We start from the raw sequence: 23,708 nt of genomic DNA, 5'->3' as shown, positions 1-23,708 counted from the left end.
CACGTGATCGAGTTACGCAGCCCGGCCGAGATCGAGCAGATGAAGCCGGCCGGCCGGTTCGTCGCCGAGGTGCTCACCGCACTCGAGGCGGCGGCCGACGTGGGCGTGAACCTGCTCGACCTCGACGCGCTCGCTGCACGGATGATCCGCGAGCGGGGCGCGGTCTCCTGCTACGTGGACTACCACCCGTCCTTCGGGGCGATGCCGTTCGGCAAGTCGCTGTGCACCTCGGTCAACGACGCCGTCCTGCACGGCCTGCCCCACGACTACGCCCTGCGCGACGGTGACCTGCTCAGCCTCGACTTCGCCTGCTCGGTCGACGGGTGGGTCTCGGACTCCGCGCTCAGCCTGGTCGTCGGTACGCCGGACCCGCGCGACCTCGCGCTGATCGACACCACCCGCCGTGCGCTCGACGCCGGCATCGCCGCCGCTGTCCCCGGCAACCGGCTCGGCGACATCTCCGCGGCCATCGGCGAGGTCGCCCACGCCGAGGGGCTCAAGGTGAACCTCCAGTTCGGCGGGCACAGCGTGGGACGCACCATGCACGGCGACCTGCACGTGGCCAACGACGGCCGGCCCGGTCGCGGCTACGCCCTCCGGCCCGGCCTCGTGATCGCCATCGAGCCGTGGTTCCTGCACACCACCGACGAGATCTACACCGACAAGGACGGCTGGACGATCCGCAGCCGCGACGGCTCCCGGGGCGCCCACTCCGAGCACACGATCGCCGTCACCGAGGGCGAGCCGCTCGTCCTCACCGCCCGCGACTGATCCCGCGGCCCGGCGTACGCCGGCTCAGGTCTGCTCGAGCAGCACCAGGCTCCGCGCCGCCAGCACGGTGCTGGCGCCGGCGGTGACCTCGACCCCGATCGGGTTGCCCGGGTCGGTGGAGAGCACGACGACGCCGCGCTGGACCCACTGGTTGGAGGGGAAGGTGACGGTGCACTCCTGCGGCGAGCCGTTGAGCCAGAGCAGGAAGCTGCTGTCGTGCTGCTGCTCCCCGCGCGGGCCGGGGGAGCGGAGCGGGTCGCCGGAGACGAACATCCCGATCACGTGCAGGCCGCCGTCGAGCCAGTCGTCGCCGGTCATCTCGCGGCCCGAGGGGTGGATCCAGGCCAGGTCCTTGGGTCCGCCGACGATCGTGGGACGGCCCTCGAACCAGTGCCGCTGCCGCAGAGCAGGGTGGTCGCGGCGGATCCGCAGCGCCGCCCGGGTGATGTCGAAGGTGCCGAGCCAGGCGTCGTCGGGTCGCCAGTCGACCCAGGAGATCTCGTTGTCCTGGTTGTAGGGGTTGTTGTTCCCGCGCTGGGTGCGGCCGCGCTCGTCGCCGGCGGTGATCATCGGCACCCCGGCGGACAGGCACAGCGTCGCGATCAGGTTCGCGGCCTGGCGGTGCCGCAGCGCGATCACTTCGGGGTCGTCGGTCTCGCCCTCGACGCCGCAGTTCCAGGAGCGGTTGTTGCCGGTGCCGTCCCGGTTGCCCTCCCCGTTGGCCTCGTTGTGCTTGTGGTCGTAGGAGACCAGGTCGCGCAGGGTGAAGCCGTCGTGGGCGGTGATGAAGTTGATCGACGCGTACGGCGACCGGCCGTCGTCGAGGTAGAGGTCCGAGGAGCCCGCCAGCCGGGTGGCCACGGTCCGCACGCCGTCGCCGGAGGAGCGCCAGAAGTCGCGCATCGTGTCGCGGTACTGGTCGTTCCACTCCACCCACGGCGGCGGGAACTCCCCGACGCGGTAGCCGTCGCTGGAGACGTCCCACGGCTCGGCGATCAGCTTCACGTGCCGCAGCACGGGGTCCTGCCCGATCGTGGTCAGGAAGTGGCAGGCCATGTCGACCTCGTGGCCGGTTCGGGCCAGGGCCGAGGCCAGGTCGAACCGGAACCCGTCGACGTGCATCTCGGTGACCCAGTAGCGCAGCGAGTCCAGGATCAGCCGCAGCGCAGGCGGGTGGTCGGCAGCCACGGTGTTGCCGCAGCCGGTGATGTCCCAGTAGGTGTCCGGCTGGTGCCGGTCGCGGGGGTCGGGGGAGCTGCGGGCGTAGTAGCCGAGGTCGTCGAGCCCGCGGAAGCTCAGCGTCGGCCCGTCCGCCCCGGCCTCGGCGGTGTGGTTGTAGACCACGTCGAGGATCACCTCGATCCCCGCGGCGTGCAGGTCCTTGACCATCTGCTTGAACTCGGTGACCTGCTGGCCGCGGTCGCCGGAGGAGGAGTACGCCGCGTGCGGGGCGAAGTAGCCGAGGGAGTTGTAGCCCCAGTAGTTGGTCAGGCCGAGCTCCGCGAGCCGCGGCTCGGAGACGAACTCGTGGACGGGCAGCAGCTCCACCGCGGTCACGCCGAGGTCGTTGAGGTAGTCGGTGACGACCCGGTGCCCGAGCCCGGCGTACGTGCCGCGCAGCTCCTCGGGGACCCGGTCGTGCAGCTTCGTGAAGCCCTTGACGTGCAGCTCGTAGATGACGGTGTCGCGCCAGCGCCGCTGCATCGGGCGGTCCTCGCCCCAGTCGAACTCGTCGTGGACCACGACCGCCTTGCCGACGTACGGCGCGGAGTCGCGGTCGTCGCGCAGGGAGAGGTGGTCCACCCCGTCGTCGGTGCGCACGTGCCCGAAGACCGCCGGGTCGGTGCGGAACCCGCCGGAGACCGCGCGGGCGTAGGGATCGAGCAGCAGCTTGGCGGCGTTGAACCGCAGTCCGGCGTCGGGGTCCCACGGGCCGTCGGCGCGGAACCCGTAGCGCTGGCCCCGGGGAAGGTCGGGCAGCGCTCCGTGCCAGATCCCGAGCGTGTGCTCGGTGAGCTCGAACCGCGTCTCCACCAGCTCGCCGGTGGCGGGGTCCTCGTCGAACAGCGCCACCCACAGCGCGGTCGCCTCGGGGGAGTACACCGCGAAGTTGGTGGACTCCTCGCTCCAGGCCGCGCCGAGCGGCCAGGCGCGCCCGGGCCACACCGCGACGCTCTCGTCGGTCGCCGACCACGTCCCTGGAGTCATTCGGCTGATTATGTCCCCCGGGCGAGGTGGGTCAGGCGAACAGGTCCCCGAGCCCGGTCAGCGACTCGTAGCCGAGGTAGATGGTCAGCACCCAGGCCGCGGCGCCGATCGCGATCAGCCACCTCGGGTAGCGGTAGCCGTCCATCAGGTCCCGGCGGCGGGCGGCGACCCAGAGCAGCAGCCCGAGGCCCACAGGCAGGATCAGCCCGTTGAAGGCGCCGGCGAAGACCAGCAGCTTCACCGGCTCGGCCCCGAGCAGCAGGAACAGCAGCGTCGAGGTGGCGATGAAGCCGACCACGATCCACCGCTCCCACCGGGTGACCCACCCGCCGAGGACCTTCAGGAACGAGGTCGAGGTGTACGACGCCCCGATCACCGACGTGATCGCCGCGCTCCAGATCACCGCGCCGAACACGATCTTGCCCACGTCGCCGAGCGCCGCGTCGAAGGCGGAGGCGGTGGGGTTTCCCTCGTCGATGGAGGCCCCTGAGGTGACCACGCCGAGGACCGCGAGGAACAGCGCCACCCGCATCAGCCCGGTGATCGCGATGCCGAGGACCGAGGCGCGGGTGATCTCGCGGACGTTCTCCACGCCCTGGATCCCGTTGTCGACGAGGCGGTGCGCGCCGGCGTACACGATGTAGCCACCGACGGTGCCGCCGATCAGCGTGGTGATCGCGAGGAAGCTGATCGTCTCCGGCGCCACGGACTGCACCAGTGCGTCCCCGACCGGCGGGGTGGTGCTGATGGCGACGTACGTCGTGAGCCCGAGCATCAGCACGCCCAGCAGGACCACCAGCCGGTCCATCGCCAACCCGGCCCGGCGGACCAGGAACACCGCGACCGCGACCAGTGCCGAGACGACCCCGCCGACCCCCACGTCGAGCCCGAAGAGCGCCTCGAGGCCGAGCGCGGTGCCGGCGACGTTGCCGATGTTGAAGACCAGCCCGCCGAAGACGTCGAGCGCGGCGAGCAGGAAGCCGCTGCCGGGGAGCGCGGCGTTCGCCAGGTCCTGGGCCCGGCGTCCGGAGACTCCGACGATGCGCCAGACGTTGAGCTGGATCGCCACGTCCACGAGCAGGGACACCAGGATCGCGAACGCGAACGCGGCGCCGAGCTGGACGGTGAACGTCGTGGTCTGGGTGAGGAATCCCGGCCCGATGGCCGAGGTCGCCATCAGGAACATGGCGCCCAGGAAGCCCACCCGGCCGGTGGACCTCAGTGCGTGGGGCTCTGCCTCCGCCGCGGTGCTCTGGGCCATCGACCCACCGTATGAATGCCGGCCCCTCGGGTCCAGAGGTCCGCCGGAGGTTGAACCGGGCCGGTCGGGGATAGGTTGACCGCACAGCCGTCTACGTGTGAGGAGCAGTCATGGGGGAGTTCGTCCGTCTCGAGGTCGCCGACGGGGTCGGCACCATCCGGTTGGACCGCCCGAAGATGAACGCGCTCGACGCCCAGATGCAGGAGGAGATCCGCGCGGCCGCCGCCGAGGCGACCGAGCGCGACGACGTCAAGGCGGTCGTGATCTACGGCGGCGAGCGCGTCTTCGCGGCCGGGGCCGACGTCAAGGAGATGGCCGCGATGTCGCACACCGACATGGTCAAGCGCTCCCACGGCCTCACCAGCTCCTTCACCGCCGTCGCCCGGATCCCCAAGCCCGTCGTGGCCGCGGTCACCGGCTACGCCCTCGGCGGTGGGTGCGAGCTGGCGCTGTGCGCCGACATCCGGATCGCTGCCGACAACGCGACGCTGGGCCAGCCGGAGATCCTGCTGGGGATCATCCCGGGAGCCGGCGGAACCCAGCGGCTGAGCCGGCTCGTCGGGCCCAGCCGGGCCAAGGACATCATCTTCACCGGCCGCTTCGTGAAGGCCGACGAGGCGCTGCGGATCGGTCTCGTGGACAAGGTCGTGCCGGCCGAACAGGTCTACGACGAGGCGGTGGCCTGGGCCGCGCAGTTCACCAAGGCGGCGACGTACGCCGTCCGCGCGGCCAAGGAATCGATCGACCGGGGGCTCGAGGTCGACCTCGACACGGGCCTGGAGATCGAGCGCCAGCAGTTCGCCGCCCTGTTCGCTACGCAAGACCGCAGCGCAGGAATGGACTCCTTCGTCCACAATGGGCCCGGCAAGGCCCAGTTCGAGGGTCGCTGACCGCCTCATCCGATCTCGCTGACCACCAGGAGCGCCCCGTGTCGCCGAAAGCAAGCACCGACGAATCCGAGGGAACCCGCAAGGACCGGTTCTCTGCTTCCCAGGCGGCGGTCCGGTCCCGTGCGGCCCGCGTCGTACGCATCGTGTTCGCGGCGCTGGCGACCATCCTCGCCCTCGGTGCGGTGCTCGTGGTGCTGCGCAACAACATCAACGAGCAGAACACGATCGTCGAGTTCATCACCAGCGTGGCCGACGCGGTCTCTGGTCCGTTCAGCCGTGACGAGGGCATCTTCGACTTCACCGGCAAGAACGCCGAGGCGAAGAACGCGCTGCTGAACTGGGGCATCGCTGCGGTCGTCTACCTGGTGATCGGCCGGGTGCTCGCGAACGTGATCGCGCCCAAGAGCTCGCGCTAGACCTTCCGGCTAACGTTCCCCGGGCAGTCGCATCACTGTGACTGACCCCACCCGGTGCACCTGTGCCCAGGTAGGCAACTCGGCGGTAACCTCAACCGAGGCCGCCGGCAAAGCATGCAGCTTCTCCGCGAGAAACCTCATCCGTCTCTAGTTCAGGAGGGGCCCACTTCGGGCCGTGTGAGTCATGAACATTGTCATCTGTGTGAAGTACGTTCCCGACGCAACCGCCGATCGGCACTTCGAGTCCGACAACACCGTGGACCGGGTCGGTGTCGACGGTCTGCTCTCCGAGCTCGACGAGTACGCCGTCGAGCAGGCCCTGCAGCTCAAGGAGAAGAACGAGGACTCCACGGTGACCGCGCTCACCGTCGGTCCCGAGGGCGCCTCCGACGCGATCAAGAAGGCGCTGCAGATGGGTGCCGACAAGGGCGTCCACGTGGTCGACGACGCGATCGCCGGCTCGGACTACCTCGGCACCTCCGCGGTGCTGGCCGGCGCGATCCGCAAGCTCGGCGAGGAGGCTGAGGTCGACCTGATCGTCTGCGGCATGGCCTCGACCGACGCGACCGGCAGCGTGATCCCGGCGATGCTGGCCGAGCGCCTCGACCTCCCGCAGGTCACGCTCGGCTCGGTGATCGAGAGCCAGGGCAAGGAGTTCCGGATCAAGCGTGACGGCGACACCTCCACCGAGGTCATCGGCGCCACCGCACCGCTCGTGCTGTCGGTGACCGACCAGTCCGGCGAGGCCCGCTACCCCTCCTTCAAGGGCATCATGGCCGCGAAGAAGAAGCCGCTGGAGACCTGGTCGCTGGCCGACATCGGCGTCGACGCGGGCGAGGTCGGCCTCGCCGCCGCCTGGACCCAGGTCGAGGACACCGAGGAGCGTCCGCCGCGCACCGCGGGCGAGGTCGTCGCCGACGAGGACGGGTCGGGCGCCAAGGCGCTCGTCGAGTTCCTCGCGTCCAAGAAGTTCATCTGACCCCCCTTCTGCGCAGCTGAGTCTTTCGGAGGAATCGAAGAAATGTCTGAAGTTCTGGTACTCGTCGACCATGTCGGCGGCAAGGTCCGCAAGCCCACCCTCGAGCTGCTCACCATCGCCAAGCGGCTCGGTGAGCCCTCCGCGGTGTTCATCGGTGCGGCTGACGCCGCAGACGGTGTCGTGGAGTCGGTGAAGAAGTACGGCGCCGAGAAGGTCTACGTCGTCGACGACGCGCAGATCAAGGGCTACCTCGTGGCCCCCAAGGCCGAGGCGCTCCAGCAGCTCGCCGAGAAGACGAGCCCGGCGGCGATCCTGATCCCGTCGAACTCCGAGGGCAAGGAGATCGCCGGCCGCCTCGCGATCAAGCTCGGCTCCGGTGTGATCACCGACGCCGTGGACGTGCAGGAGGGCCCGGTGACCACGCAGTCGGTCTTCGCCGGCAGCTACACCGTCAAGTCCAAGATCACCCACGGCACCCCGATCATCACGGTCAAGCCCAACTCCGCGGCTCCCGAGGAGTCCGAGGGTGCCGGCGCCAAGGAGGAGTTCGCAGCGACGATCTCCGACTCGGCGAAGAAGGCCAAGATCGTGGCCTCCCAGCCCCGCGCCGCATCGGGTCGCCCCGAGCTCACCGAGGCCGCGATCGTGGTCGCCGGTGGTCGTGGCACGGGCGGCAACTTCGACGAGGTCGACAACTTCGCCGACTCGCTCGGTGCCGCTGTCGGCGCCTCGCGTGCGGCCGTCGACTCCGGCTGGAAGCCGCACGCCTTCCAGATCGGCCAGACCGGCAAGGTCGTCTCGCCCCAGCTCTACATCGCGGCCGGCATCTCCGGTGCCATCCAGCACCGCGCGGGGATGCAGACCTCCAAGACCATCGTCGCGGTGAACAAGGACGAGGAGGCGCCGATCTTCGAGCTCGTCGACTTCGGCGTCGTGGGTGACCTGCACACGGTGCTGCCCACCGCCACCGAGGACATCACCAAGCGCAAGGGCTGATCCGGTCCCAGTGCGGTCGTGAGACCGTTCAGCACCACCAGGCAGCCGGTCAGGTACGCCGGGGCGTTCGTCGCCCTGGCGGTCCTGGCCGGCTGCCTGGTGCTTTCCCTGGCGAGGGTGCTGGGCTCCGAGGTGCAGCTCCTCGCGCTCACCGCCTCCTTCGCCCCGTGGGCGGTGCTCGGCTACGCGCTGGCCCTGGTGACGCTGCTCTGCCTGCAGCGCCGGGCGACGACCACCACCGCGCGACGCGTGCTCACCACGGGCGTGGTGCTCTCCCTGGCGGGGCTGGCGCTGCACGCCGCCTGGCTGGCGCCGTCCTTCGCCGGCAGAGCCGGGACCGGGGATCCCGACCTGGTCGTGATCGGCTTCAACCTGCAGCTGGGCAGTGCCGACCTCGAGGCCACGGTTCGCATGGTGGAGCGCGAGGACCCCGACGTGGTCGTGCTCTCCGAGGCCACGCCGGAGGCCGTGCGGGCGCTCGCCAGCCGAGGGATCGGTGGTCCCGACAGCGCGTTGCCCCACCAGGCCGGTCGCGCCGTGAGCGGTGCCCGGGGCACGGTGGTGCTCTCGGCGTACGCCCTGAGCCGGGAACGGCAGCTCGACGTCGGCTCCGGAGCCCATCAGATGTGGGTGGCGGCTCCCACGCCGTTCTGGCTGACGGCGGTGCACACCACGATGCCGCTGATCAGCAACGCCGGCTGGCGCCACGACTTCGAGGTGCTGCGTGCCGCGACCACGGCGGTGCGGGGACCGCAGGTGCTGGTCGGCGACTTCAACGCCACCCTCGACCACGGCGTGATGCGCGACCTGCTGGACACCGGGCTGCACAGTGCCGCGGTGGAGGCGAACGCAGGCTGGCAGCCGACCTGGCCGACGGCGGGGGAGAGGTCGGTGGCCGGGGGCCGGGTGCCCTGGCGGTTGCTCACGATCGACCACGTGCTGCTGAGCGAGGAGGTCGCAGCCGTGTCCACCAGCGTGCACACGGTGCCGGGTTCCGACCACCAGGCACTGGTGGCACGGCTGCTGCTCGCACCCGGGTGAGCGCGCGTTCCGAGACGTGTCCGCGGGGAAGTGAATCCCAATCGAGGCGTAACTCACAGATACACCGGACGTTACAGGCGATGTGACCCACCACACTTCGCGCCCCGAGGACCGGACGCGGCTGTTCCGCGCCGCGCTCGCCGCCACCGTCCTCGCCCTGGTGGCGGTGCTGGCACCGGTGCTCGGCCAGACGGCGGCGACCGGGGCGACTGCGGCGACCGGGGCGGGCTGGGCGCCGGGGCCCGAGCGCTACGACATCGTCACCACCGAGAACATCCCGATCACGATGCGCGACGGTCGCGTGCTGCGCGCCCGGGTGCTGGCGCCGGCGGAGCCCGGGACGAGCACCCCGGCGAAGGGACCGTTCCCGGTCATCCTGGTCCAGACGCCGTACGGCAAGAAGGTGCAGGACCCGGCCAGCCCCTACCTGATCAAGCGCGGCTACATCTTCGCCGTGGTCGACGTCGCCGGCACGGGCGGCAGCCAGGGGCAGTCGCAGCTCTTCGGCGAGGTGGAGGCGCGCGACGGCGCCGAGCTGGTGCGCTGGGCCGCGAAGCTCCCGAACAGCACCGGCAAGGTGGGTGCCACCGGAGGCTCCTACCTCGGAATCGACCAGATGTTCACCGCCGCGGAGGTGGGCCCGAACTCCCCGCTCAAGGCGATCTTCCCGATCGCCACCGCGGCCGACCCGTTCCGTGACCTGTTCTCCAGCGGTGGCCTGGTCAACATGGAGTCCAGCCTGGGGCTGATCGCGCTGTACTTCGGCCTGCGCACGCTCACCCCGCTGGCGGAGCGGGCCGACAACCCACTCGAGGCCGCGCTGCTCTCCGTCGAGCACGCGATGGCCGGCATCCCGTTCGAGCTCCAGACCGGCCTCGACGCCGTGCTCCAGCAGGGACGCGTCTACGACAGCGCCTACTGGCAGGCCCGGGCCCCGCAGCGGGTGCTCCCGCAGATCGTGAGGAACGGCGTCGCGGTGCACCTCGTCGGCGGCCTCTTCGACGTCTTCCAGCGAGGTGAGCCGCTGCTCTACAGCGGCCTCCAGAACGCCTGGGCCGGTCGCTCGGTGACGGCCCCGATGCTCCGCGACCAGCCGGTCTCGCCGCGGTTCCAGCTGATGTTCGGGCCCTGGGACCACGGCAACCAGGGCGAGGGCCAGGACCTGGACCGGGTGCAGCTGGCCTGGTTCGACCAGTGGCTCAAGGGCAAGGACACCGGGATCCTGGACACGAGGAAGCCGATGCAGGTCATCGAGCCCGGCGGCGCGAGCTACCGCCGAGCCTCCTACCCGAGCGAGGCCGGTACGACGAGACGACTGCACCTCCAGCCGGGAAGGAAGCTGGCCACGGCGAAGCCGACGGCCGCGACCGGCTCCTCGACGATCGCCTACACCGGGCTCTCGCTGGGCTGCAGCACCTCGCTGAACCAATGGGGAGCAGGTGCGCTCCGGGAGCTGTACAAGGCCTGCAAGCCCTTCCCCGACACGGCCTTCGACAAGCCCGGTGAGGTCAGCTACACCACCGGCCCGCTGGCGAAGCCGCTGCGACTGGCCGGCCCCGCGGGCCTGGCCCTGGAGCTGACCTCGACCCGCCCCGACACGATGCTCTCGGTCGACCTCCAGGACGTGGCTCCCGACGGCACCTCGCTGGAGATCAGCAGCGGCGACCTCCTCGGCTCGCAGCGAACGGTCGTGAAGGAGCAGAGCTGGCCCGGGCTCCCGGGTGGCTGGATCCTGCCGCACCGCGCCTACACCAAGGAGTCCGCGCGGCCCGTCCCCGTGGGGCCGGCGGTGCGCCACGACGTGGAGATCCGCCCGGTCTTCCACACCGTCCCCGCGGGCCACGAGCTGCGGATCCTGGTCAAGACCGGGGACACGCCGCACCTGCTGCCGCCGCCCATGCTGCAGGGCAACCTGCTCGGCGGGATCTACCGGATCCAGCACAACGCGACCACCCCGTCGTTCCTGGACCTGGTCGTCGAGCCGTGAGCACGATGAGCGCGGGCCTGCGCACGCGGTCCCGCGCGGGAGTGGTCACCACCGGCTCGATGATGGTGCTGGCCGTGGAGGGGGTGAAGGCGGCGGCGACCGACATCGTGGGGCGCCGGTTCTCGTGGAGCGAGTGCCTCTTCCAGGCGTGGTTCATGACCCGGGTCTCGCTGCTGCCCACGATCCTGGTCGCGATCCCCTTCGGCGTGATCGTCTCGGTGCAGGTGGGCGGGGTCGCCGCGCAGATCGGCGCCTCCTCCTTCTCCGGAGCGGTCAACGGGGTCGGCGTACTCCGTCAGGGAGCGCCGCTGGTGACCTCGCTGATGATCGCCGGGGCGGTCGGCTCCGCCCTGTGCGCCGACCTCGGTGCCCGGACCATCCGCGAGGAGGTCGACGCCCTCCGCTCGATGGGCCTGAACCCGGTCAACCGGCTGGTGGCCCCGCGCATCGTCGCCGCCGTGGGGGTGGCGCTGCTGCTCAACGTGGTCGTCGCGGTGACCGCGATCGGCACCGGCTACGCGCTCAACGTGGGCGGCGGGAACGTCAGCTCGGGGACCTACCTCAGCTCCTTCGTCGCGTTCTCGGCACCCACCGACCTGCTGCTCGCCGAGCTCAAGGCCGCGGTGTTCGGGTTCCTCGCCACGATCGTCGCCGCGCACAAGGGGCTGGGGGCGACAGGTGGGCCACGAGGCGTGGCCGAGGCGGTCAACCAGTCGGTCGTGCTCAGCTTCATCGTGCTGGCCATCGTGAACGTGGCGATGACCCAGGCCTACGTGATGCTCGTGCCCCAGCGGATCGCGTAGGCGACGGCGATGGCACAGCGGAGCATGCAGCGGGTGGCCACGGACACCCTGGTCACCGCGGGTGACGTCATCACCTTCGCCCTGCGCACCCTGGGCTCGGTGCGCTACACGATGCGCCACTACCGCGCCGAGGTGCTGCGTCAGCTGGCCGACATCAGCTGGGGCTCGGGTGCGATCGTCGTCGGCGGCGGCACCATCGGCGTGATGGTGCTGCTCGCGGTCTCCGCGGGCACCTCGCTGGGCATCGAGGGGTTCTCCGGCCTCGAGCTCGTCGGCCTCGCCCCGCTGACCGGGTTCGTCTCCGCCTCGGTCAACACCAGGGAGCTGGCACCGCTGGTCGCCGCCCTGGCGCTGGCTGCCCAGGTCGGCTGCCGGTTCACCGCCCAGATCGGGTCGATGCGCACCCACGAGGAGATCGACGCGCTCGAGGTGATGGCAGTCCACCCGCTGCGGTTCCTGGTCACCACCCGCGTGCTCGCCGCCATGTTCGCGATCCTCCCGCTCTACCTGATCGGGCTGATCGGCTCCTGGATCGCCTCGATGCTTGCGGTCACCGTGCTCTTCGACCAGTCGCCGGGCACCTACCAGCACTACTTCGACACGTTCATCTCCGGGCGGGACGTGGCCTACTCGGTGGTCAAGATCCTGGTGTTCGCGCTGCTGGTGACCGTGATCCACTGCTGGTACGGCTTCCGCGCCTCCGGCGGTCCCCAGGGCGTGGGGGAGGCCACCGGCCGGGCGATCCGCGCGTCCATCGTGATCGTGGTCCTGGTCGACATGCTGCTCACCCTCGTCTTCTGGGGCAACGACCCCGGCTTCCGGATCTCGGGCTGACCCGATGAGCCTCCTCGACCTCCTGCGCTCCCGCGACCGCGAGCCCGCCCGGTCCACGCTGGCCGCGCGCGGCACCGTCTTCCTGACCGCCCTGGCCATGCTGGTCGGTGGATTGGTGCTGCTCGGCCGCGGCACCTTCACCGACCGCCTGGACGCCACCGTGCTGGTGGACACCGCCGGTGGGGCGCTGGTCCCTGGCAGCGACGTGAAGTACAAGGGGGTGCTGGTCGGGAAGGTGGCGAGCCTGGAGCGCGCGGACGGCGACCTGGGGGCAGCCTCCACAGTGGCGGTCGCGCTGCGCCTGACCCCGAGCGTGGCCAAGGAGGTGCCGGGCGACGTACACGCCAGGATCCTGCCCGCGAGCGTGTTCGGGACCTCGTTCGTCGACCTGGTCTCCCGCGGCGGGAGGACTGGTGCCGGGGCCGGCTCGCTCCGGGCCGGGCAGCGCATCCCGCAGGACACCAGCAAGCAGACCCTCGAGCTCCAGACCGTCCTCGACGGCCTGGACCGGGTGGTGGGCGCGCTGGGTCCGGCACGGCTCGCGAGCACCTTGCAGGGCCTCGCGGGAGCCCTCGACGGGAACGGGGAGCGGCTCGGCCGGAGCATCGTGGTCCTGGAGCGCTACCTGTCCCGGCTGAACCCGCAGATGCCGTTGGTACGCCGCAACCTCGAGCTGCTCGCGACCAACCTGGAGGCGTTCGCGCGCTACGCACCCGACCTGTTCGACGCCACCGACAACGCGCTCGTGGCGGCCCGCACCCTGGTCGACCGCGAGGCCGACTTCAAGAACCTGGTCCGCAGCGGCTCGCGCACCTTCTCCAAGACCTCCGGCGTGCTCAGCGCCAACGAGAAGGGTCTGGTCGACGTGCTGGTGCGCAGTGCGGTGGTCGTGGACGCGCTCTACGACGGACGGGTGCAGCTCGTCGACGGGGTGGTCTCGGTGATCGGGCTCGCAGACGGGTTCAACCTGGCGCTCAAGCAGGGGCGCTACCTGCAGATCGACGGCAACCTGCAGCTCCAGGAGGATCCCGGGTACGGGTCCGCGGACTGTCCCCGGTTCGGCTCCCACCGCGGACGGGGGTGCTGAGCGTGGTCGGGATGCGCCCCACCCTGGTGAAGTTCACGGTGTTCGCGGTCGTCTCCGGGCTGCTGTTCGTCGGGCTGCTGCGGATGATGACCAACGCCCCCGGCGGGGACGTGACCGAGTGGTCGGCCCGGTTCGAGGCGGTCAGCGGACTGCGCCCGGGCGACGACGTACGCGTGGCCGGCGTCAAGGTCGGGCGGGTCGACTCGATCGAGGTGGTCGAGAACACCCGAGCCCGGGTGCGCTTCTCGATCCGGGCGGACCAGGTCGTCCACGAGCGGACCCAGCTGACGCTGCGCTACCAGAACCTGCTGGGCCAGCGGTACCTCGCGCTGAGCGCACCCGCCGAGGGCAAGCGCGGCCGGGTGCTGCCCGCGGGCTCGGACATCGCGCTGGCCAACACCAGCCCCGGCTTCGACCTCACCGCGCTGCTCAACGGCTTCGAGCCGTTGTTCGCGGTGCTCGAGCCCGCCGAGGTCAACGAGCTCGCCAGGAACATGATCGCGGTGCTGCAGGGGGAGTCCGGCACCGTGGAGTCGCTGCTGCGCAACACCGCCGACGCCACGAAGTACCTCGCCGGGCGGGACGAGATCTTCGGCGAGGTCCTGGCCAACCTGACCCCCGTGCTGCAGAACCTCGACGACCAGTCCTCCGAGCTCGACGCCACCGTCGTCCAGCTGCGCAAGCTGATGACCGGGCTGGCGGGGGAGCGCAAGACCTTCGCGAACTCCATCGACCACCTCGGCGAGCTCGTGGAGAGCACCACCTCGCTGCTCGACGAGCTGCGCCCCGGGCTGAAGCGCGACGTCCGGGCACTGAAGGACACCACGGCCCTGCTCGCCCGGGAGCAGCCGCGCCTGGAGAAGGCGCTGGAGCGGCTGCCCCTCATGTTCAGCTCGCTCGCCCGGACGATGTCCTACGGCGGCTTCCTCAACGTCTACCTGTGCAACCTCGGCGTCGCCGTGGCGGGCCAGAAGGTCTGGGTCGGCGAGTCCGGCCCCTACACCGGAGCGTGCGCATGAAGCTGCTGGCCGAACGGGATCGCTTCAGCGTGGGGCTCGTCGGCCTCGCCGTGGTCGCCCTGGCCGGGGTGCTGGTGCTGGCGATGGCCCGGCTCTCACCCGGCTCGGACAGCTACACCGCCGTCCTCGAGCACACCGGCGGGCTGCGGGTCGGGGAGGAGGTCCAGGTGGCCGGCGTCGGCGTCGGCGAGGTCAAGGCGATCGAGCTCGGGAAGAACCAGGTCCGGGTGCGGTTCATCCTCGACAAGGCGATCGACCTCGGTTCGCGCACCGAGGCCGAGGTCAAGGTGGCGACCCTGCTCGGCACCCACTTCCTGATGGTCACGCCCCGCGGCTCCGGCGACCTGCGCGAGCACACGATCCCCCTGGCCCGCACCCGCGTCCCGTTCAACCTCCAGGACGTCATCGACCAGGGCGTGCCGGAGATGGGGGCGTTCGACACGGTGACGATCGAGAGGTCGCTGGGTCAGCTCGCCACCACCCTGGAGGCCTCCGGCGGAGAGCTCGGGCCCGCGCTCGACGGCGTCCGTCAGCTCTCCACCGTGATCGCCGACAGGTCCGGCCAGCTCGGCGAGCTGCTGGTGGCGGCCCGCCGGGTGACCCGACAGCTCAGCGACAGCGGCAGCGACCTGATCCCGCTTATGAGGCAGGCGGACCTCCTGCTGGACACGCTGCGCGCCCGGCGCGCGACCATCCACGCGCTGCTGCGCGACCTCGCCGAGCTCGGCGACCAGCTCCGCGGGGTGATCGAGGACACCAAGGCCGACATCGGCCCCACGCTGCGGGACCTCGACAAGGTGATCGCCCTGCTCCAGAAGCAGGAGAAGAACGTCGGGCGGACGGTCAAGTCGCTGGCCGTCTCCGCGCGCTACTTCGCGAACGCTGCCGGCACCGGGCCGTGGCTGGACCAGTACATCCCCGGGGCGACCCCGGACAACCTGGAGTGCGTGCTGAAGGGAGACTGCCGATGACCCGCCCCCGCTGCAGGCCCCTGGCGCTGGTCCTGGCCCTGGCGCTGCTCCTGGCCACCGGCGGCTGCGCGCCGATGCGCGGAGGCACGCTCGAGGTGGTCGCCGAGTTCGACGACTCCGCCGGCCTGTTCGTGGGCAACGACGTGGGCGTGCTCGGCGTACCCGTCGGCGAGGTCACCGACATCACGCCGAAGGGCAAGGTCGTCGAGGTCCGCCTCGAGCTCCGCGAGGACGTCGACGTCCCGGCGAGCGTGGGCGCCGTCGTGGTGGCCAGGTCGGTGGCCACCGACCGCTACGTCGAGCTGACCCCCGCCTTCGCCCCCGGCAAGCGCCTCGCGTCCGGAGCGCGGATCCCGGTCACCCGGACCCGGACGCCCGTCGAGTTCGACGAGGTGCTGGCCTCGCTGCGGGACTTCAGCACCGGCATCGCGGGCGAGAACGGGAACGCCGAGGCCCTGCAGGGGCTGCTGTCCGCGGGGGCCGAGGCGCTCCAGGGGCGCGGAGCCGACGCCAACGCGACCGTCAAGGAGCTCTCCGCCGCCGCCAAGGCCCTGTCGGGTCATCGCGGGGAGCTCGTGGGCACCATCGACGGGCTCGACGACCTCACCGCGCTCGTGGCGAAGAACCGGGGCGTCGTGGACGAGTTCATCACCAGCGTGAGCGACGCGACCGACCTGTTCGCCGACGAGCGGAACAACTTCGGCCGCTCGCTGCTGTCCCTGAGCCGGGCGCTGCGGTCCCTGGCCACCTTCGTCAAGACCCACCGGGTCCAGCTGAAGGGCTCGCTCAAGGGGCTCACGAAGGTGACCACGAGCCTGCTCGAGCACCAGAAGGAGCTCGCCGAGGCCGTCGAGGTCTCCCCGCTCACGTTCCGCAACATCGGCGACGCGATCGGCGACAACGACCGGCTGCAAGTCAAGATGCCGGTCGAGCACCTCTCGCCGGCGCAGGAGGTCACGGGCGAGGTCTGCGGGGCCCTGCCGTTCGTGTGTGCCGAGCTCGGCACCGACCCGGACGTCGGTGACCTGTTCGGCGGCCTGCTCGGCGCCGTGCTGGGAGGGACGGGGCGATGAGGCGCACAGGGACGTGGGCGGTCACGCTGGTCGCGGTGCTCGCGGGCGCGCTGCTGACCGGCGGCTGCGGGGTCGGCGCCAGCGTGCGCCCCTCGGTGGTGGGGTCGGACCAGTGGAGGTTGAGCGCCGTCTTCGACGACGCGCTCAACCTTCCGGACGGGGCACCGGTGAAGCTCGGCGGAGTGGTCGTCGGCAAGGTGCTGCGGGTCAGTCCGGAGGACTACCGGGCCCGCGTGGACATGGCGATCGACGACACCACCAGGCTCCGTGAGGGCAGCGCCTTCCGGCTGCGCTACACCACCGCGCTGGGCGAGATGTACGTCGACGTGCTCGCCGCCGAGAAGGGCGCACCCCTGGCCGAGAACGCGCTCGTCGAGGGGCCCGCCGCGACCACCTCGGCCACCGTGGAGGACACGCTCGCCTCGGCCTCGCTGCTGATCAACGGGGGCAGCCTCGGCCAGGTGCAGACGATCGTCTCCGAGCTGAACACCGCGCTCGGTGGGCGCGTGGGGGTGACCAAGGGGCTGCTCTCGGAGACCGACGAGTTCCTGCGGCAGGCGCTGCGCAGCACCCGGGAGATCGACCGCGTGCTGGTCGCGCTGAACCGCGCCTCCAAGACCCTGGACCGGCGTGAGGTGACGCTGAACAAGGCGCTGGAGCAGCTGCGCCCGGCAGCCCGCGCCCTGACCGAGAACACCGACGACCTCGCCCGGCTGCTGCGGCACAGCGACCGGCTGGCGCTGGTCTCCAACCGGCTGGTCAATCGGACCCGTGCGGACCTCACCCTGGTGGTCCGCGAGCTGGGGCCCGTGCTCGAGGAGGTGCTCGGTGCGCAGGGAGAGATCGTGCCGGGACTCGACATCATCAACGACTTCGCGCTGCGCATCGACGACCGCTCCCCGACCGACTACCTCAACCTGAAGTTCCTGCTGCACATGGACAGCGTCCTGGGCGGGAACGGTGGCGGCGCCGTCGAACCCGGCGAGCCGGGCGGCGTCCTCCCCGGTCTGCCCGCCGTGCCCGGTCTGCCCGCCGTCCCCGGCCTGCCGCAGCTTCCCGGGCTCCCGCAGCTGCCCGCGCTGCCGGGCCTCGGCGGGACGCTCGCCCCGGCGGGAGGCACCCGATGAGGCGCTACCTGAACCGCTCCCTGATGAGCGTGGTGGGACTCTCCACGGTGCTCGTCGTGGGCACGGCGTACCTGCTCGGCGTCGTGCTCGACGTCCCGCTCACCCGCCGGCCGGACAGCGTCACCGTCCAGCTGCCCCGCACCGGCGGGCTCTTCGACGGCTCGCCCGTCAGCTACCGCGGCGTCCGGGTGGGCACCGTGACCCACGTCGGCCTCGCGGACGGGCGCGCCGTGGCCACCGTCTCGCTGCGTGAGGACACCCGGGTCCCGCGCACCGCACGGGCCACCGTGCGCAGCCTCTCGCCGGTGGGGGAGCAGTTCCTGGACTTCCAGCCGGACGCTGCGAAGGGCCCGTACCTCGCCGACGGCGACGTCGTGAAGGCCACCGCGGACGACCTGCCGGTCTCGCTGGCGCAGGCAGCCGACGGCCTGGACAACGTGCTCTCGCACGTGGACGAGAAGGACCTTCGGGTGGTGCTGGACGAGCTCACCCTGGCCACCGGCGGCATCGACGGCGAGCTCGACTCCCTGCTCGACTCGACCGAGAAGCTGACCACCACCCTCGATGAGGCGTGGCCGCAGACGGCCCGGCTGCTGCGCAACGGGAGGATCACCGGGGAGGTCCTGGCCAGCCACCGCGACAAGCTCGCCCAGTTCTCCGGCTCCGCCAAGCAGTTCACCGACTGGCTGGCGGACTTCGACCCCGAGTTCCGGCGCATCCTGGCCACGGCGCCCGCTGACCTCGACACGATGGCGCTGCTCGCCGAGGACCTCGAGGAGGTCCTGCCCGGCACCCTCGCCGCCCTGGGGCGGCTGACCGGGCTGCTGGCCGACAGGGACCCGCATGTGCGTGAGCTCACCACGAGCCTGGACTACGGCGCGTCCCGGTTCTCCTCGGCCTTCAACGACGGCTGGCTCGACGTGGACCTCCTGCTCCAGGGCGAGCGCCAGTGCTCCTACGGCACCCCGCGTCGCGACCCCACCTCCACCGACCGGCAGCCCCTGAACACCGAGGGGCACTGCCGCCCCGGGGGCGGGCACTGGCGCGGCGCGCAGCACACGCCACCCCCCTTGAACCGCTGACCGTGCACCACCACACCTCGAGGAGACCCATGTTGCAGCGCAGGACCCGCACGCTGGCGGACAAGGACGTGTTCATCACCGGAGCCGCCAGCGGCATCGGCCGGGCCACGGCGCAGCTGGCCGCCCAGCAGGGAGCCAGGGTCCACCTGACCGACGTCCAGGCCGACCTGGTCGAGCAGACCGCGAGGGAGATCCGCGAGGCCGGTGGGAAGGTCGGCCTCGTCCAGGCCGCGGACATCTCCGACTACGAGGCGGTACGTGCCGTGGCGGCCCGGCTCACCGCGGAGCACGGCGCGATGGACGTGGTGATGAACATCGCCGGGATCTCCACCTGGGGGACCGTGCAGTCGCTGGAGCACCGGCAGTGGCAGCGGCTGGTGGACATCAACCTGATGGGCCCGATCCACGTGATCGAGACGCTGGTGCCGCCGATGATCGAGGCGGGTCGCGGCGGACACGTGGTCAACGTGTCCTCGGCGGCGGGCATCATCGGGATGCCGTGGCACGCGGCGTACAGCGCCAGCAAGTTCGGCCTGCGCGGCGTCTCCGAGGTGCTCCGCTTCGACCTGCGGCGGCATCGCATCGGGGTCAGCCTGGTCTGCCCCGGCGCGGTCGCCACCCCGCTGACCGAGACCGTCGACATCGCCGGGGTGGACAAGGGCGGCAAGGCGTTCCTGCGGCTGCAGAAGCACTTCCGCGACTCGGCGGCCACCCCGGAGGAGGCCGCGGCCGCCATCCTCGAAGGCGTACGCCGCAACCGGTACTGGGTCTACACCTCGCGCGACATCTGGCTCATCCACGCGGTGCAGCGGCACCTGCCCCGCGTCTACGCACTGCTGATGCGCGGGATGAACTACGGCGCCAACAAGGCGCTTCCCGCCGTCCAGGCCGCCCGGCGCGAGGAGGCCGCATGAGCACCGCGCGACTGACGCCCGGGAGGCGCCGCGACGTCGGGATCGTGACCTGGCTGTTCGCGGGTGCCGCCGGCCGCGTCACCGGCACCGAGCCGCCGGCGATCTTCCTGACCTTGGGGCGCAACAAGGGGCTGTTCTGGGGGTGGCTGCACTTCGCCGGACGGTTGATGCCCGGCGGCAGGCTGCCCCGGCGCGAGAGCGAGCTGGTCATCCTGCGGGTCGCCACCCTGGCGCGCAGCGACTACGAGCTCGCCCACCACCGTCGCCTGGGCCGGCGGGCCGGGTTGAGCGAGGCCGAGATCGACCGGGTGACCGAGGGGCCCGAGGACCCTGGCTGGTCCGCACGCGAGCGGCTGCTGCTGACCGCGACCGACGAGCTGCACCGCGAGCGCGACCTGAGTGACCGCACCTGGGCTGCGCTGTGCGCCGAGCTCGACGAGCGGGCGCGGCTGGAGTTCCTGCTGCTGGTGGGGCACTACGAGATGCTGGCGACGACCCTGCACACACTGCGCGTGCAACCGGACAAACCCCGCGGCTGAGGCCACACTGTGCTGCATGTCGGCACCCGTGACCCGCAGCCTCGCGCCTCGCCCCTGGACCCCCGCCCTCGTCGAGGAGCGGGTGAGCGCGGTCAGCTCCGCGGTCGCGGGTCTGGACCCGGCCGCGACGTACGCCGAGATCGAGCGCCTCGTCGGTGAGAACCACCGGATCCACGACCGCGACTGCCTGAACCTCAACCCGGCCACGAACGTGATGAACCCGCACGCCGAGGCACTGCTCTCGCGGGGCCTGGGGTCGCGGGCGAGCCTGGGCTACCCGAGCGACAAGTACGAAACCGGCCTCGAGGCGATCGAGCAGATCGAGGTGATCGCGGCCGAGCTCAGCGCCCGGGTCTTCGGCGCGAGGTTCGCCGAGGTGCGCGTGGGGTCGGGCGCGCTGGCCAACCTGTACGCGTTCATGGCCACCTGCTCCCCGGGCGACTCGATCATCTCCCCGCCGGCCGAGATCGGCGGCCACGTCACCCACCACGGTCCCGGCGCCGCCGGTCTCTACGGACTGCGCAGCATCCCGGCCGAGGTGCACCCGGGCAGCTACACCGTCGACCTCGACGCCCTCGCCGACACCGCCCGGGCCGAGAAGCCCCGGCTGATCACCATCGGCGGCAGCCTGAACCTCCTCCCGCACCCGGTCGCCGCCATCCGCGAGATCGCCGACGAGGTGGGCGCGAAGGTGCTCTTCGACGCCGCCCACCTGTGCGGGGTGATCGCCGGCGGTGCCTGGCCCAACCCGCTGCGCGAGGGTGCGCACCTGATGACGATGAGCACCTACAAGAGCCTCGGCGGCCCGGCCGGGGGACTCGTCGTCACCGACGACGAGGAGCTGGCCCGCCGGCTGGACGCGATCGCCTACCCCGGCCTGACCGCGAACTCCGACGCGGGCCGGATCGCCGCGCTGGCCGTCACCATGAACGACTGGGTGGCCGCCGGCCCCGGCTACGCGACGGCGATGGTGGCCAACGCGACGCGGCTGGCCGGGGAGCTCGAGCTGCTCGACGTGCCGGTGTTCGCCACCGAGCGGGGCCGGACCGAGTCGCACCAGTTCGCGGTGCTGGCTGCGGCGTACGGCGGCGGGCAGAACGCCTCGCGCCGGCTCCGGCGGGCCAGCCTGCTCACCTGCGGCATCGGTCTCCCGACGGCGGCCGTGCCCGGGGACACCAACGGACTGCGGATCGGGACGCCCGAGCTCACCCGCCTCGGGATGGGCGAGGACCAGATGCCCACGCTGGCGGGCTTCCTCGCCCGCGGACTACGTGAGGACGACCCCGAGGCCGTGGGCGCCGAGGTCACCGAGTGGCGCTCGGCCTACACCGAGGTGCACTTCACGGCTCAGTCACCTGGGCAGTCACCGCTGCCGTAGCCACCCGCAGCGGTGCGCGAGCGCGACCGCCTGCAGCTGGGAGGTGACGCCGAGCTTGGTCAGGACCGCCCGCACCTGGGAGCGCACCGTCGCCTCGGAGACGTACGCCGCCTCCGCGATCGTGGTGACGCAGTGCCCCTCGGCGAGCGCCCGGAGGACCTCGTCCTCGCGAGTGGACAGCCGCTCGAAGGGGGCCACCGCCTCGTTGTGGCAGGCACGCCGGGCGCGTGTCTCCTCGACCAGGTCCCTGCGCCGCGTGGGGTCCAGCACCTGCCGGCCCCTGGCCGCGGCGACCACTGTGTCGAGGAGCACGGTGAACGTCGCTGCCTTGTCCAGCACCCCCACGGCGCCGTTCTCGATGGCGCGGCCGATCTGGTCGGGGTCCACGGACCCGGAGACGACGAGCACACGGGCGCCGGAGCGCACCAGCGGCGCGACGAGCAGCGAGCCGTCTCCCAGCGCGCCCCCGAGGTCCAGGTCGAGCAGCACGAGATCGGCTGCGGTCTCGGCCACGGTCCGGAGCAGGCCGTCGCGGTCCTGCAGTGGCGCCACCGAGCAGGAGAGCCCCTCCATCTCCAGGGCCACGGCCAGCGACTGCGTCAGGAGCTGGTGGTCGTCGACGAGCACCACGTGTGGCCGGTGGTCCGGCGCCGGCTCTCGCGTCTCGGTGCTGGCGAGGCTCATCGGGTGCCGACCGGGGTCAGGGGGGTCAGGGCGGCGGCCGCCGCGACGGTGGAGCGGGTGCGTTGGGCCGGGACGTGCGCCGTGGGGCGCGTGCCCTGCGGTGCCGGTGCGGAGGGGAGCAGCACCTCGAAGCCGGCTCCCGAGCCGGTGGCGGCGAGCACGAGGTCTCCGCCCTGGTCGCGCATCAGCTCGCGTGCGTGGTGCAGGCCCAGGCCCGAGCCGGGGCTGCCGGAGGAGTGGTAGCCGCGCTCGAAGAGCCGTGCCGGGTCGGCCGTCCCCAGCCCGGGACCGTTGTCGGAGCAGGCGATCACCACCCCGGACGACGTGGCGCGGACCCGCATCGTCACCGCGCTGCCCGGTGCGTGGGTCTGGGCGTTCACCAGCAGCGTCTTGAGCACCGCGACCAGGTCCTGAGCGCGCCCGTGCCCCGTCGCGGGGTCACCGTGCACGGTGACCAGGGTGCCGAGCGGTCGTGCCGCCGCGGAGACCGCCCGCACGACCTCGGTGACGTCGAAGGTCTCGCACGGCTCGGTGGACGAGCGCGTGAGCAGGTGCTCGATGTGGCCGACCTCCTGGAGCGCGGCCACCCGCAGGCTGGCGGTGACCGCGGGATCCACCCGGCCGTCGTACCGCTCCAGGATCTCCATCGCGGCGCGCAGGCCCAGGCAGGCGCTGCGGGCGTCGTGGGCGAGCTGCTCGCGCCAGCGGGCGAGCTCGGTGGTCTCCTCGGCCTCGGTGGTGAGGGCCTCCCCGAAGGCGGTCACGGCGAGCACGGTCGCCGCCGCTGCCACCGCGGCGCAGACGAGTACGCCGGCCAGCGTCCAGCCGGTCGTGCGACCGCTGTCGACCATGCTCACCATCTGCGCGAGCCCCATCCCCCACAGCAGAGGGGCGGACTGCCGGGCCCAGTGGTTCACGTCCAGAGCGGCCCGCGCGCTGAGCAGCACCCAACCCATCGCCACCGTGACGGCCACAGCCCGGGCCAGCGTCGAGCGGTCGAGCCCGGCCCCGGCGGCCAGCACGGCGAGGTCCTCGACCACCGCGACGAGGAGGAGTGCGCCGGTGCCCAGGGTGATGAGCTGGTCACCGAAGCGGCGGGACTGCTCGGGCGTGGGCTCCTCGGTGGGTCGCAGGGCCCGGGCCACCAGCCACATCGCCGTAACGGAGACCACGGCGTGCAGGGCCACGCCGAGCATGAAGGCCTCGTGGTCGGGGGCGATGACGCGTCCGAGGGCCCCCAGAGGCAGGCACATGCACGCCATCAGGACGTGAGCCGCGCCGACGAGCTCGCTGCGGGGGTCACCGGTCACCCTCCAGGTGACCAGTCGCAGCACCCCGGCGGCGAGGAACAGCGCGGCGGCCAGGCAGGCGACCGTGACCACCCAGCTCGCCGTTCCACCGGGAAGCGTCAGGTCCCACGGCGTCCGGAGGTGGCCGGTGACGAGAAGTCCCGGCAGCACGACAGCGATGCCCAGACCGCCGGCGATGACCGGCACCGGGTGTGGCGGCGCCGCTGTCGAAGCGCCTTGGTTTCCCCCCATGGGAGGAGGATGCATGCCGACAGGGCGTCGCGCGAGCGCCGCCGAGGGCCTCCCAACGGCCTGACATGCCGTTTCAGGCGGGCGGAACGTCCTTTTCGACACTGTAG

At 71.7% G+C, this 23,708-nt stretch carries 22 protein-coding genes; 18 read left to right on the top strand and 4 right to left on the bottom strand.

Features of this window, described 5'->3' with window-relative positions:
* The first annotated feature begins 3 nt into the window (after window positions 1-3).
* Entirely contained in the window at window positions 4-771 is a 768-nt protein-coding gene (gene map, locus AC4BGC_RS12785; protein ID WP_490556143.1) for a type I methionyl aminopeptidase, read from the top strand.
* A gap of 24 nt (window positions 772-795) precedes the next feature.
* Here the strand turns inward: map and glgX are convergent, their stop codons facing one another.
* Both glgX and AC4BGC_RS12775 read right to left on the bottom strand, forming a co-directional pair.
* On the bottom strand, window positions 796-2,979 hold the full coding sequence (glgX, locus tag AC4BGC_RS12780; protein WP_490556142.1) for a glycogen debranching protein GlgX: 2,184 nt from the start codon (window positions 2,977-2,979) through the stop codon (window positions 796-798).
* A 31-nt stretch (window positions 2,980-3,010) separates the two neighbouring features.
* The gene (locus tag AC4BGC_RS12775) at window positions 3,011-4,240 is read right to left on the bottom strand and encodes an NRAMP family divalent metal transporter (RefSeq protein WP_490556141.1); all 1,230 of its coding nucleotides are present in this window, start codon (window positions 4,238-4,240) and stop codon (window positions 3,011-3,013) included.
* Window positions 4,241-4,350: 110 nt separating this feature from the next.
* Here AC4BGC_RS12775 and AC4BGC_RS12770 point away from each other — a divergent pair, with 110 nt between their 5' ends.
* The 17 genes from AC4BGC_RS12770 (at window position 4,351) to glyA (ending at window position 21,376) form a co-directional block, all read left to right on the top strand.
* Window positions 4,351-5,130, top strand: a complete 780-nt coding sequence (locus AC4BGC_RS12770; protein WP_490556140.1) for an enoyl-CoA hydratase/isomerase family protein — start codon at window positions 4,351-4,353, stop codon at window positions 5,128-5,130.
* Window positions 5,131-5,168: 38 nt separating this feature from the next.
* On the top strand, window positions 5,169-5,546 hold the full coding sequence (locus AC4BGC_RS12765) for a hypothetical protein (RefSeq protein ID WP_490548069.1): 378 nt from the start codon (window positions 5,169-5,171) through the stop codon (window positions 5,544-5,546).
* A 184-nt stretch (window positions 5,547-5,730) separates the two neighbouring features.
* On the top strand, window positions 5,731-6,525 hold the full coding sequence (locus AC4BGC_RS12760) for an electron transfer flavoprotein subunit beta/FixA family protein (RefSeq protein WP_490556139.1): 795 nt from the start codon (window positions 5,731-5,733) through the stop codon (window positions 6,523-6,525).
* 42 nt (window positions 6,526-6,567) lie between these two features.
* Complete coding sequence (locus AC4BGC_RS12755) at window positions 6,568-7,521, top strand: electron transfer flavoprotein subunit alpha/FixB family protein (protein ID WP_490548071.1); 954 nt, start codon at window positions 6,568-6,570, stop codon at window positions 7,519-7,521.
* Window positions 7,522-7,539: 18 nt separating this feature from the next.
* Window positions 7,540-8,562, top strand: coding sequence for an endonuclease/exonuclease/phosphatase family protein (locus AC4BGC_RS12750; protein ID WP_490556137.1), 1,023 nt, complete (start codon window positions 7,540-7,542; stop codon window positions 8,560-8,562).
* Between the two features lie 82 nt (window positions 8,563-8,644).
* On the top strand, window positions 8,645-10,549 hold the full coding sequence (locus tag AC4BGC_RS12745; protein WP_490556135.1) for a CocE/NonD family hydrolase: 1,905 nt from the start codon (window positions 8,645-8,647) through the stop codon (window positions 10,547-10,549).
* Between the two features lie 5 nt (window positions 10,550-10,554).
* Window positions 10,555-11,352, top strand: a complete 798-nt coding sequence (locus AC4BGC_RS12740) for an MlaE family ABC transporter permease (RefSeq protein ID WP_490557182.1) — start codon at window positions 10,555-10,557, stop codon at window positions 11,350-11,352.
* A 9-nt stretch (window positions 11,353-11,361) separates the two neighbouring features.
* Window positions 11,362-12,186 carry an MlaE family ABC transporter permease gene (locus tag AC4BGC_RS12735; RefSeq protein WP_490556133.1) on the top strand — a complete coding sequence of 275 codons (825 nt, stop codon included), beginning with the start codon at window positions 11,362-11,364 and terminating at the stop codon, window positions 12,184-12,186.
* Between the two features lie 4 nt (window positions 12,187-12,190).
* Window positions 12,191-13,273 carry an MCE family protein gene (locus AC4BGC_RS12730; protein ID WP_490556131.1) on the top strand — a complete coding sequence of 361 codons (1,083 nt, stop codon included), beginning with the start codon at window positions 12,191-12,193 and terminating at the stop codon, window positions 13,271-13,273.
* 11 nt (window positions 13,274-13,284) lie between these two features.
* Window positions 13,285-14,292, top strand: a complete 1,008-nt coding sequence (locus tag AC4BGC_RS12725) for an MCE family protein (RefSeq protein WP_490548075.1) — start codon at window positions 13,285-13,287, stop codon at window positions 14,290-14,292.
* Window positions 14,289-15,263 carry an MCE family protein gene (locus tag AC4BGC_RS12720; RefSeq protein ID WP_490556129.1) on the top strand — a complete coding sequence of 325 codons (975 nt, stop codon included), beginning with the start codon at window positions 14,289-14,291 and terminating at the stop codon, window positions 15,261-15,263. The genes AC4BGC_RS12725 and AC4BGC_RS12720 overlap by 4 nt, the downstream gene beginning before the upstream one ends.
* Window positions 15,260-16,336: an MCE family protein gene (locus AC4BGC_RS12715; RefSeq protein ID WP_490548077.1), complete on the top strand. Its 1,077-nt coding sequence runs from the start codon at window positions 15,260-15,262 to the stop codon at window positions 16,334-16,336. The genes AC4BGC_RS12720 and AC4BGC_RS12715 overlap by 4 nt, the downstream gene beginning before the upstream one ends.
* Window positions 16,333-17,463 carry an MlaD family protein gene (locus AC4BGC_RS12710; protein WP_490556127.1) on the top strand — a complete coding sequence of 377 codons (1,131 nt, stop codon included), beginning with the start codon at window positions 16,333-16,335 and terminating at the stop codon, window positions 17,461-17,463. The genes AC4BGC_RS12715 and AC4BGC_RS12710 overlap by 4 nt, the downstream gene beginning before the upstream one ends.
* Entirely contained in the window at window positions 17,460-18,545 is a 1,086-nt protein-coding gene (locus tag AC4BGC_RS12705; RefSeq protein ID WP_490556125.1) for an MlaD family protein, read from the top strand. The genes AC4BGC_RS12710 and AC4BGC_RS12705 overlap by 4 nt, the downstream gene beginning before the upstream one ends.
* A gap of 29 nt (window positions 18,546-18,574) precedes the next feature.
* Complete coding sequence (locus AC4BGC_RS12700) at window positions 18,575-19,459, top strand: SDR family oxidoreductase (protein ID WP_490556123.1); 885 nt, start codon at window positions 18,575-18,577, stop codon at window positions 19,457-19,459.
* Window positions 19,456-19,998 carry a carboxymuconolactone decarboxylase family protein gene (locus AC4BGC_RS12695; protein WP_490556121.1) on the top strand — a complete coding sequence of 181 codons (543 nt, stop codon included), beginning with the start codon at window positions 19,456-19,458 and terminating at the stop codon, window positions 19,996-19,998. The genes AC4BGC_RS12700 and AC4BGC_RS12695 overlap by 4 nt, the downstream gene beginning before the upstream one ends.
* 16 nt (window positions 19,999-20,014) lie before the next feature.
* The gene (gene glyA, locus AC4BGC_RS12690) at window positions 20,015-21,376 is read left to right on the top strand and encodes a serine hydroxymethyltransferase (protein ID WP_490556119.1); all 1,362 of its coding nucleotides are present in this window, start codon (window positions 20,015-20,017) and stop codon (window positions 21,374-21,376) included.
* On the opposite strand, the gene AC4BGC_RS12685 is transcribed toward glyA, so the two are convergent.
* Window positions 21,362-22,060: a response regulator gene (locus tag AC4BGC_RS12685; RefSeq protein WP_490556117.1), complete on the bottom strand. Its 699-nt coding sequence runs from the start codon at window positions 22,058-22,060 to the stop codon at window positions 21,362-21,364. The genes glyA and AC4BGC_RS12685 overlap by 15 nt on opposite strands.
* Entirely contained in the window at window positions 22,057-23,601 is a 1,545-nt protein-coding gene (locus tag AC4BGC_RS12680; protein WP_490556115.1) for a sensor histidine kinase, read from the bottom strand. Before AC4BGC_RS12680 ends, AC4BGC_RS12685 begins: the two co-directional genes overlap by 4 nt.
* Window positions 23,602-23,708: the final 107 nt, after the last annotated feature.

Source organism: Nocardioides sp. Z38_18, from assembly GCF_058215695.1.
Note: the sequence above shows the minus strand (reverse complement) of the source record. Positions and strands in the feature narration are given on the sequence as shown.

Bases quoted from the DNA above. Each gene is read 5' to 3' on its own strand.
- glgX (WP_490556142.1), bottom strand. From the start codon at position 2,979: ATGACTCCAGGGACGTGGTCGGCGACCGACGAGAGCGTCGCGGTGTGG.
- AC4BGC_RS12775 (WP_490556141.1), bottom strand. From the start codon at position 4,240: ATGGCCCAGAGCACCGCGGCGGAGGCAGAGCCCCACGCACTGAGGTCC.
- AC4BGC_RS12770 (WP_490556140.1), top strand. From the start codon at position 4,351: ATGGGGGAGTTCGTCCGTCTCGAGGTCGCCGACGGGGTCGGCACCATC.
- AC4BGC_RS12760 (WP_490556139.1), top strand. From the start codon at position 5,731: ATGAACATTGTCATCTGTGTGAAGTACGTTCCCGACGCAACCGCCGAT.
- AC4BGC_RS12755 (WP_490548071.1), top strand. From the start codon at position 6,568: ATGTCTGAAGTTCTGGTACTCGTCGACCATGTCGGCGGCAAGGTCCGC.
- AC4BGC_RS12740 (WP_490557182.1), top strand. From the start codon at position 10,555: ATGAGCGCGGGCCTGCGCACGCGGTCCCGCGCGGGAGTGGTCACCACC.
- AC4BGC_RS12735 (WP_490556133.1), top strand. From the start codon at position 11,362: ATGGCACAGCGGAGCATGCAGCGGGTGGCCACGGACACCCTGGTCACC.
- AC4BGC_RS12730 (WP_490556131.1), top strand. From the start codon at position 12,191: ATGAGCCTCCTCGACCTCCTGCGCTCCCGCGACCGCGAGCCCGCCCGG.
- AC4BGC_RS12725 (WP_490548075.1), top strand. From the start codon at position 13,285: ATGCGCCCCACCCTGGTGAAGTTCACGGTGTTCGCGGTCGTCTCCGGG.
- AC4BGC_RS12720 (WP_490556129.1), top strand. From the start codon at position 14,289: ATGAAGCTGCTGGCCGAACGGGATCGCTTCAGCGTGGGGCTCGTCGGC.
- AC4BGC_RS12715 (WP_490548077.1), top strand. From the start codon at position 15,260: ATGACCCGCCCCCGCTGCAGGCCCCTGGCGCTGGTCCTGGCCCTGGCG.
- AC4BGC_RS12710 (WP_490556127.1), top strand. From the start codon at position 16,333: ATGAGGCGCACAGGGACGTGGGCGGTCACGCTGGTCGCGGTGCTCGCG.
- AC4BGC_RS12705 (WP_490556125.1), top strand. From the start codon at position 17,460: ATGAGGCGCTACCTGAACCGCTCCCTGATGAGCGTGGTGGGACTCTCC.
- AC4BGC_RS12700 (WP_490556123.1), top strand. From the start codon at position 18,575: ATGTTGCAGCGCAGGACCCGCACGCTGGCGGACAAGGACGTGTTCATC.
- AC4BGC_RS12695 (WP_490556121.1), top strand. From the start codon at position 19,456: ATGAGCACCGCGCGACTGACGCCCGGGAGGCGCCGCGACGTCGGGATC.
- glyA (WP_490556119.1), top strand. From the start codon at position 20,015: ATGTCGGCACCCGTGACCCGCAGCCTCGCGCCTCGCCCCTGGACCCCC.
- AC4BGC_RS12685 (WP_490556117.1), bottom strand. From the start codon at position 22,060: ATGAGCCTCGCCAGCACCGAGACGCGAGAGCCGGCGCCGGACCACCGG.
- AC4BGC_RS12680 (WP_490556115.1), bottom strand. From the start codon at position 23,601: ATGGGGGGAAACCAAGGCGCTTCGACAGCGGCGCCGCCACACCCGGTG.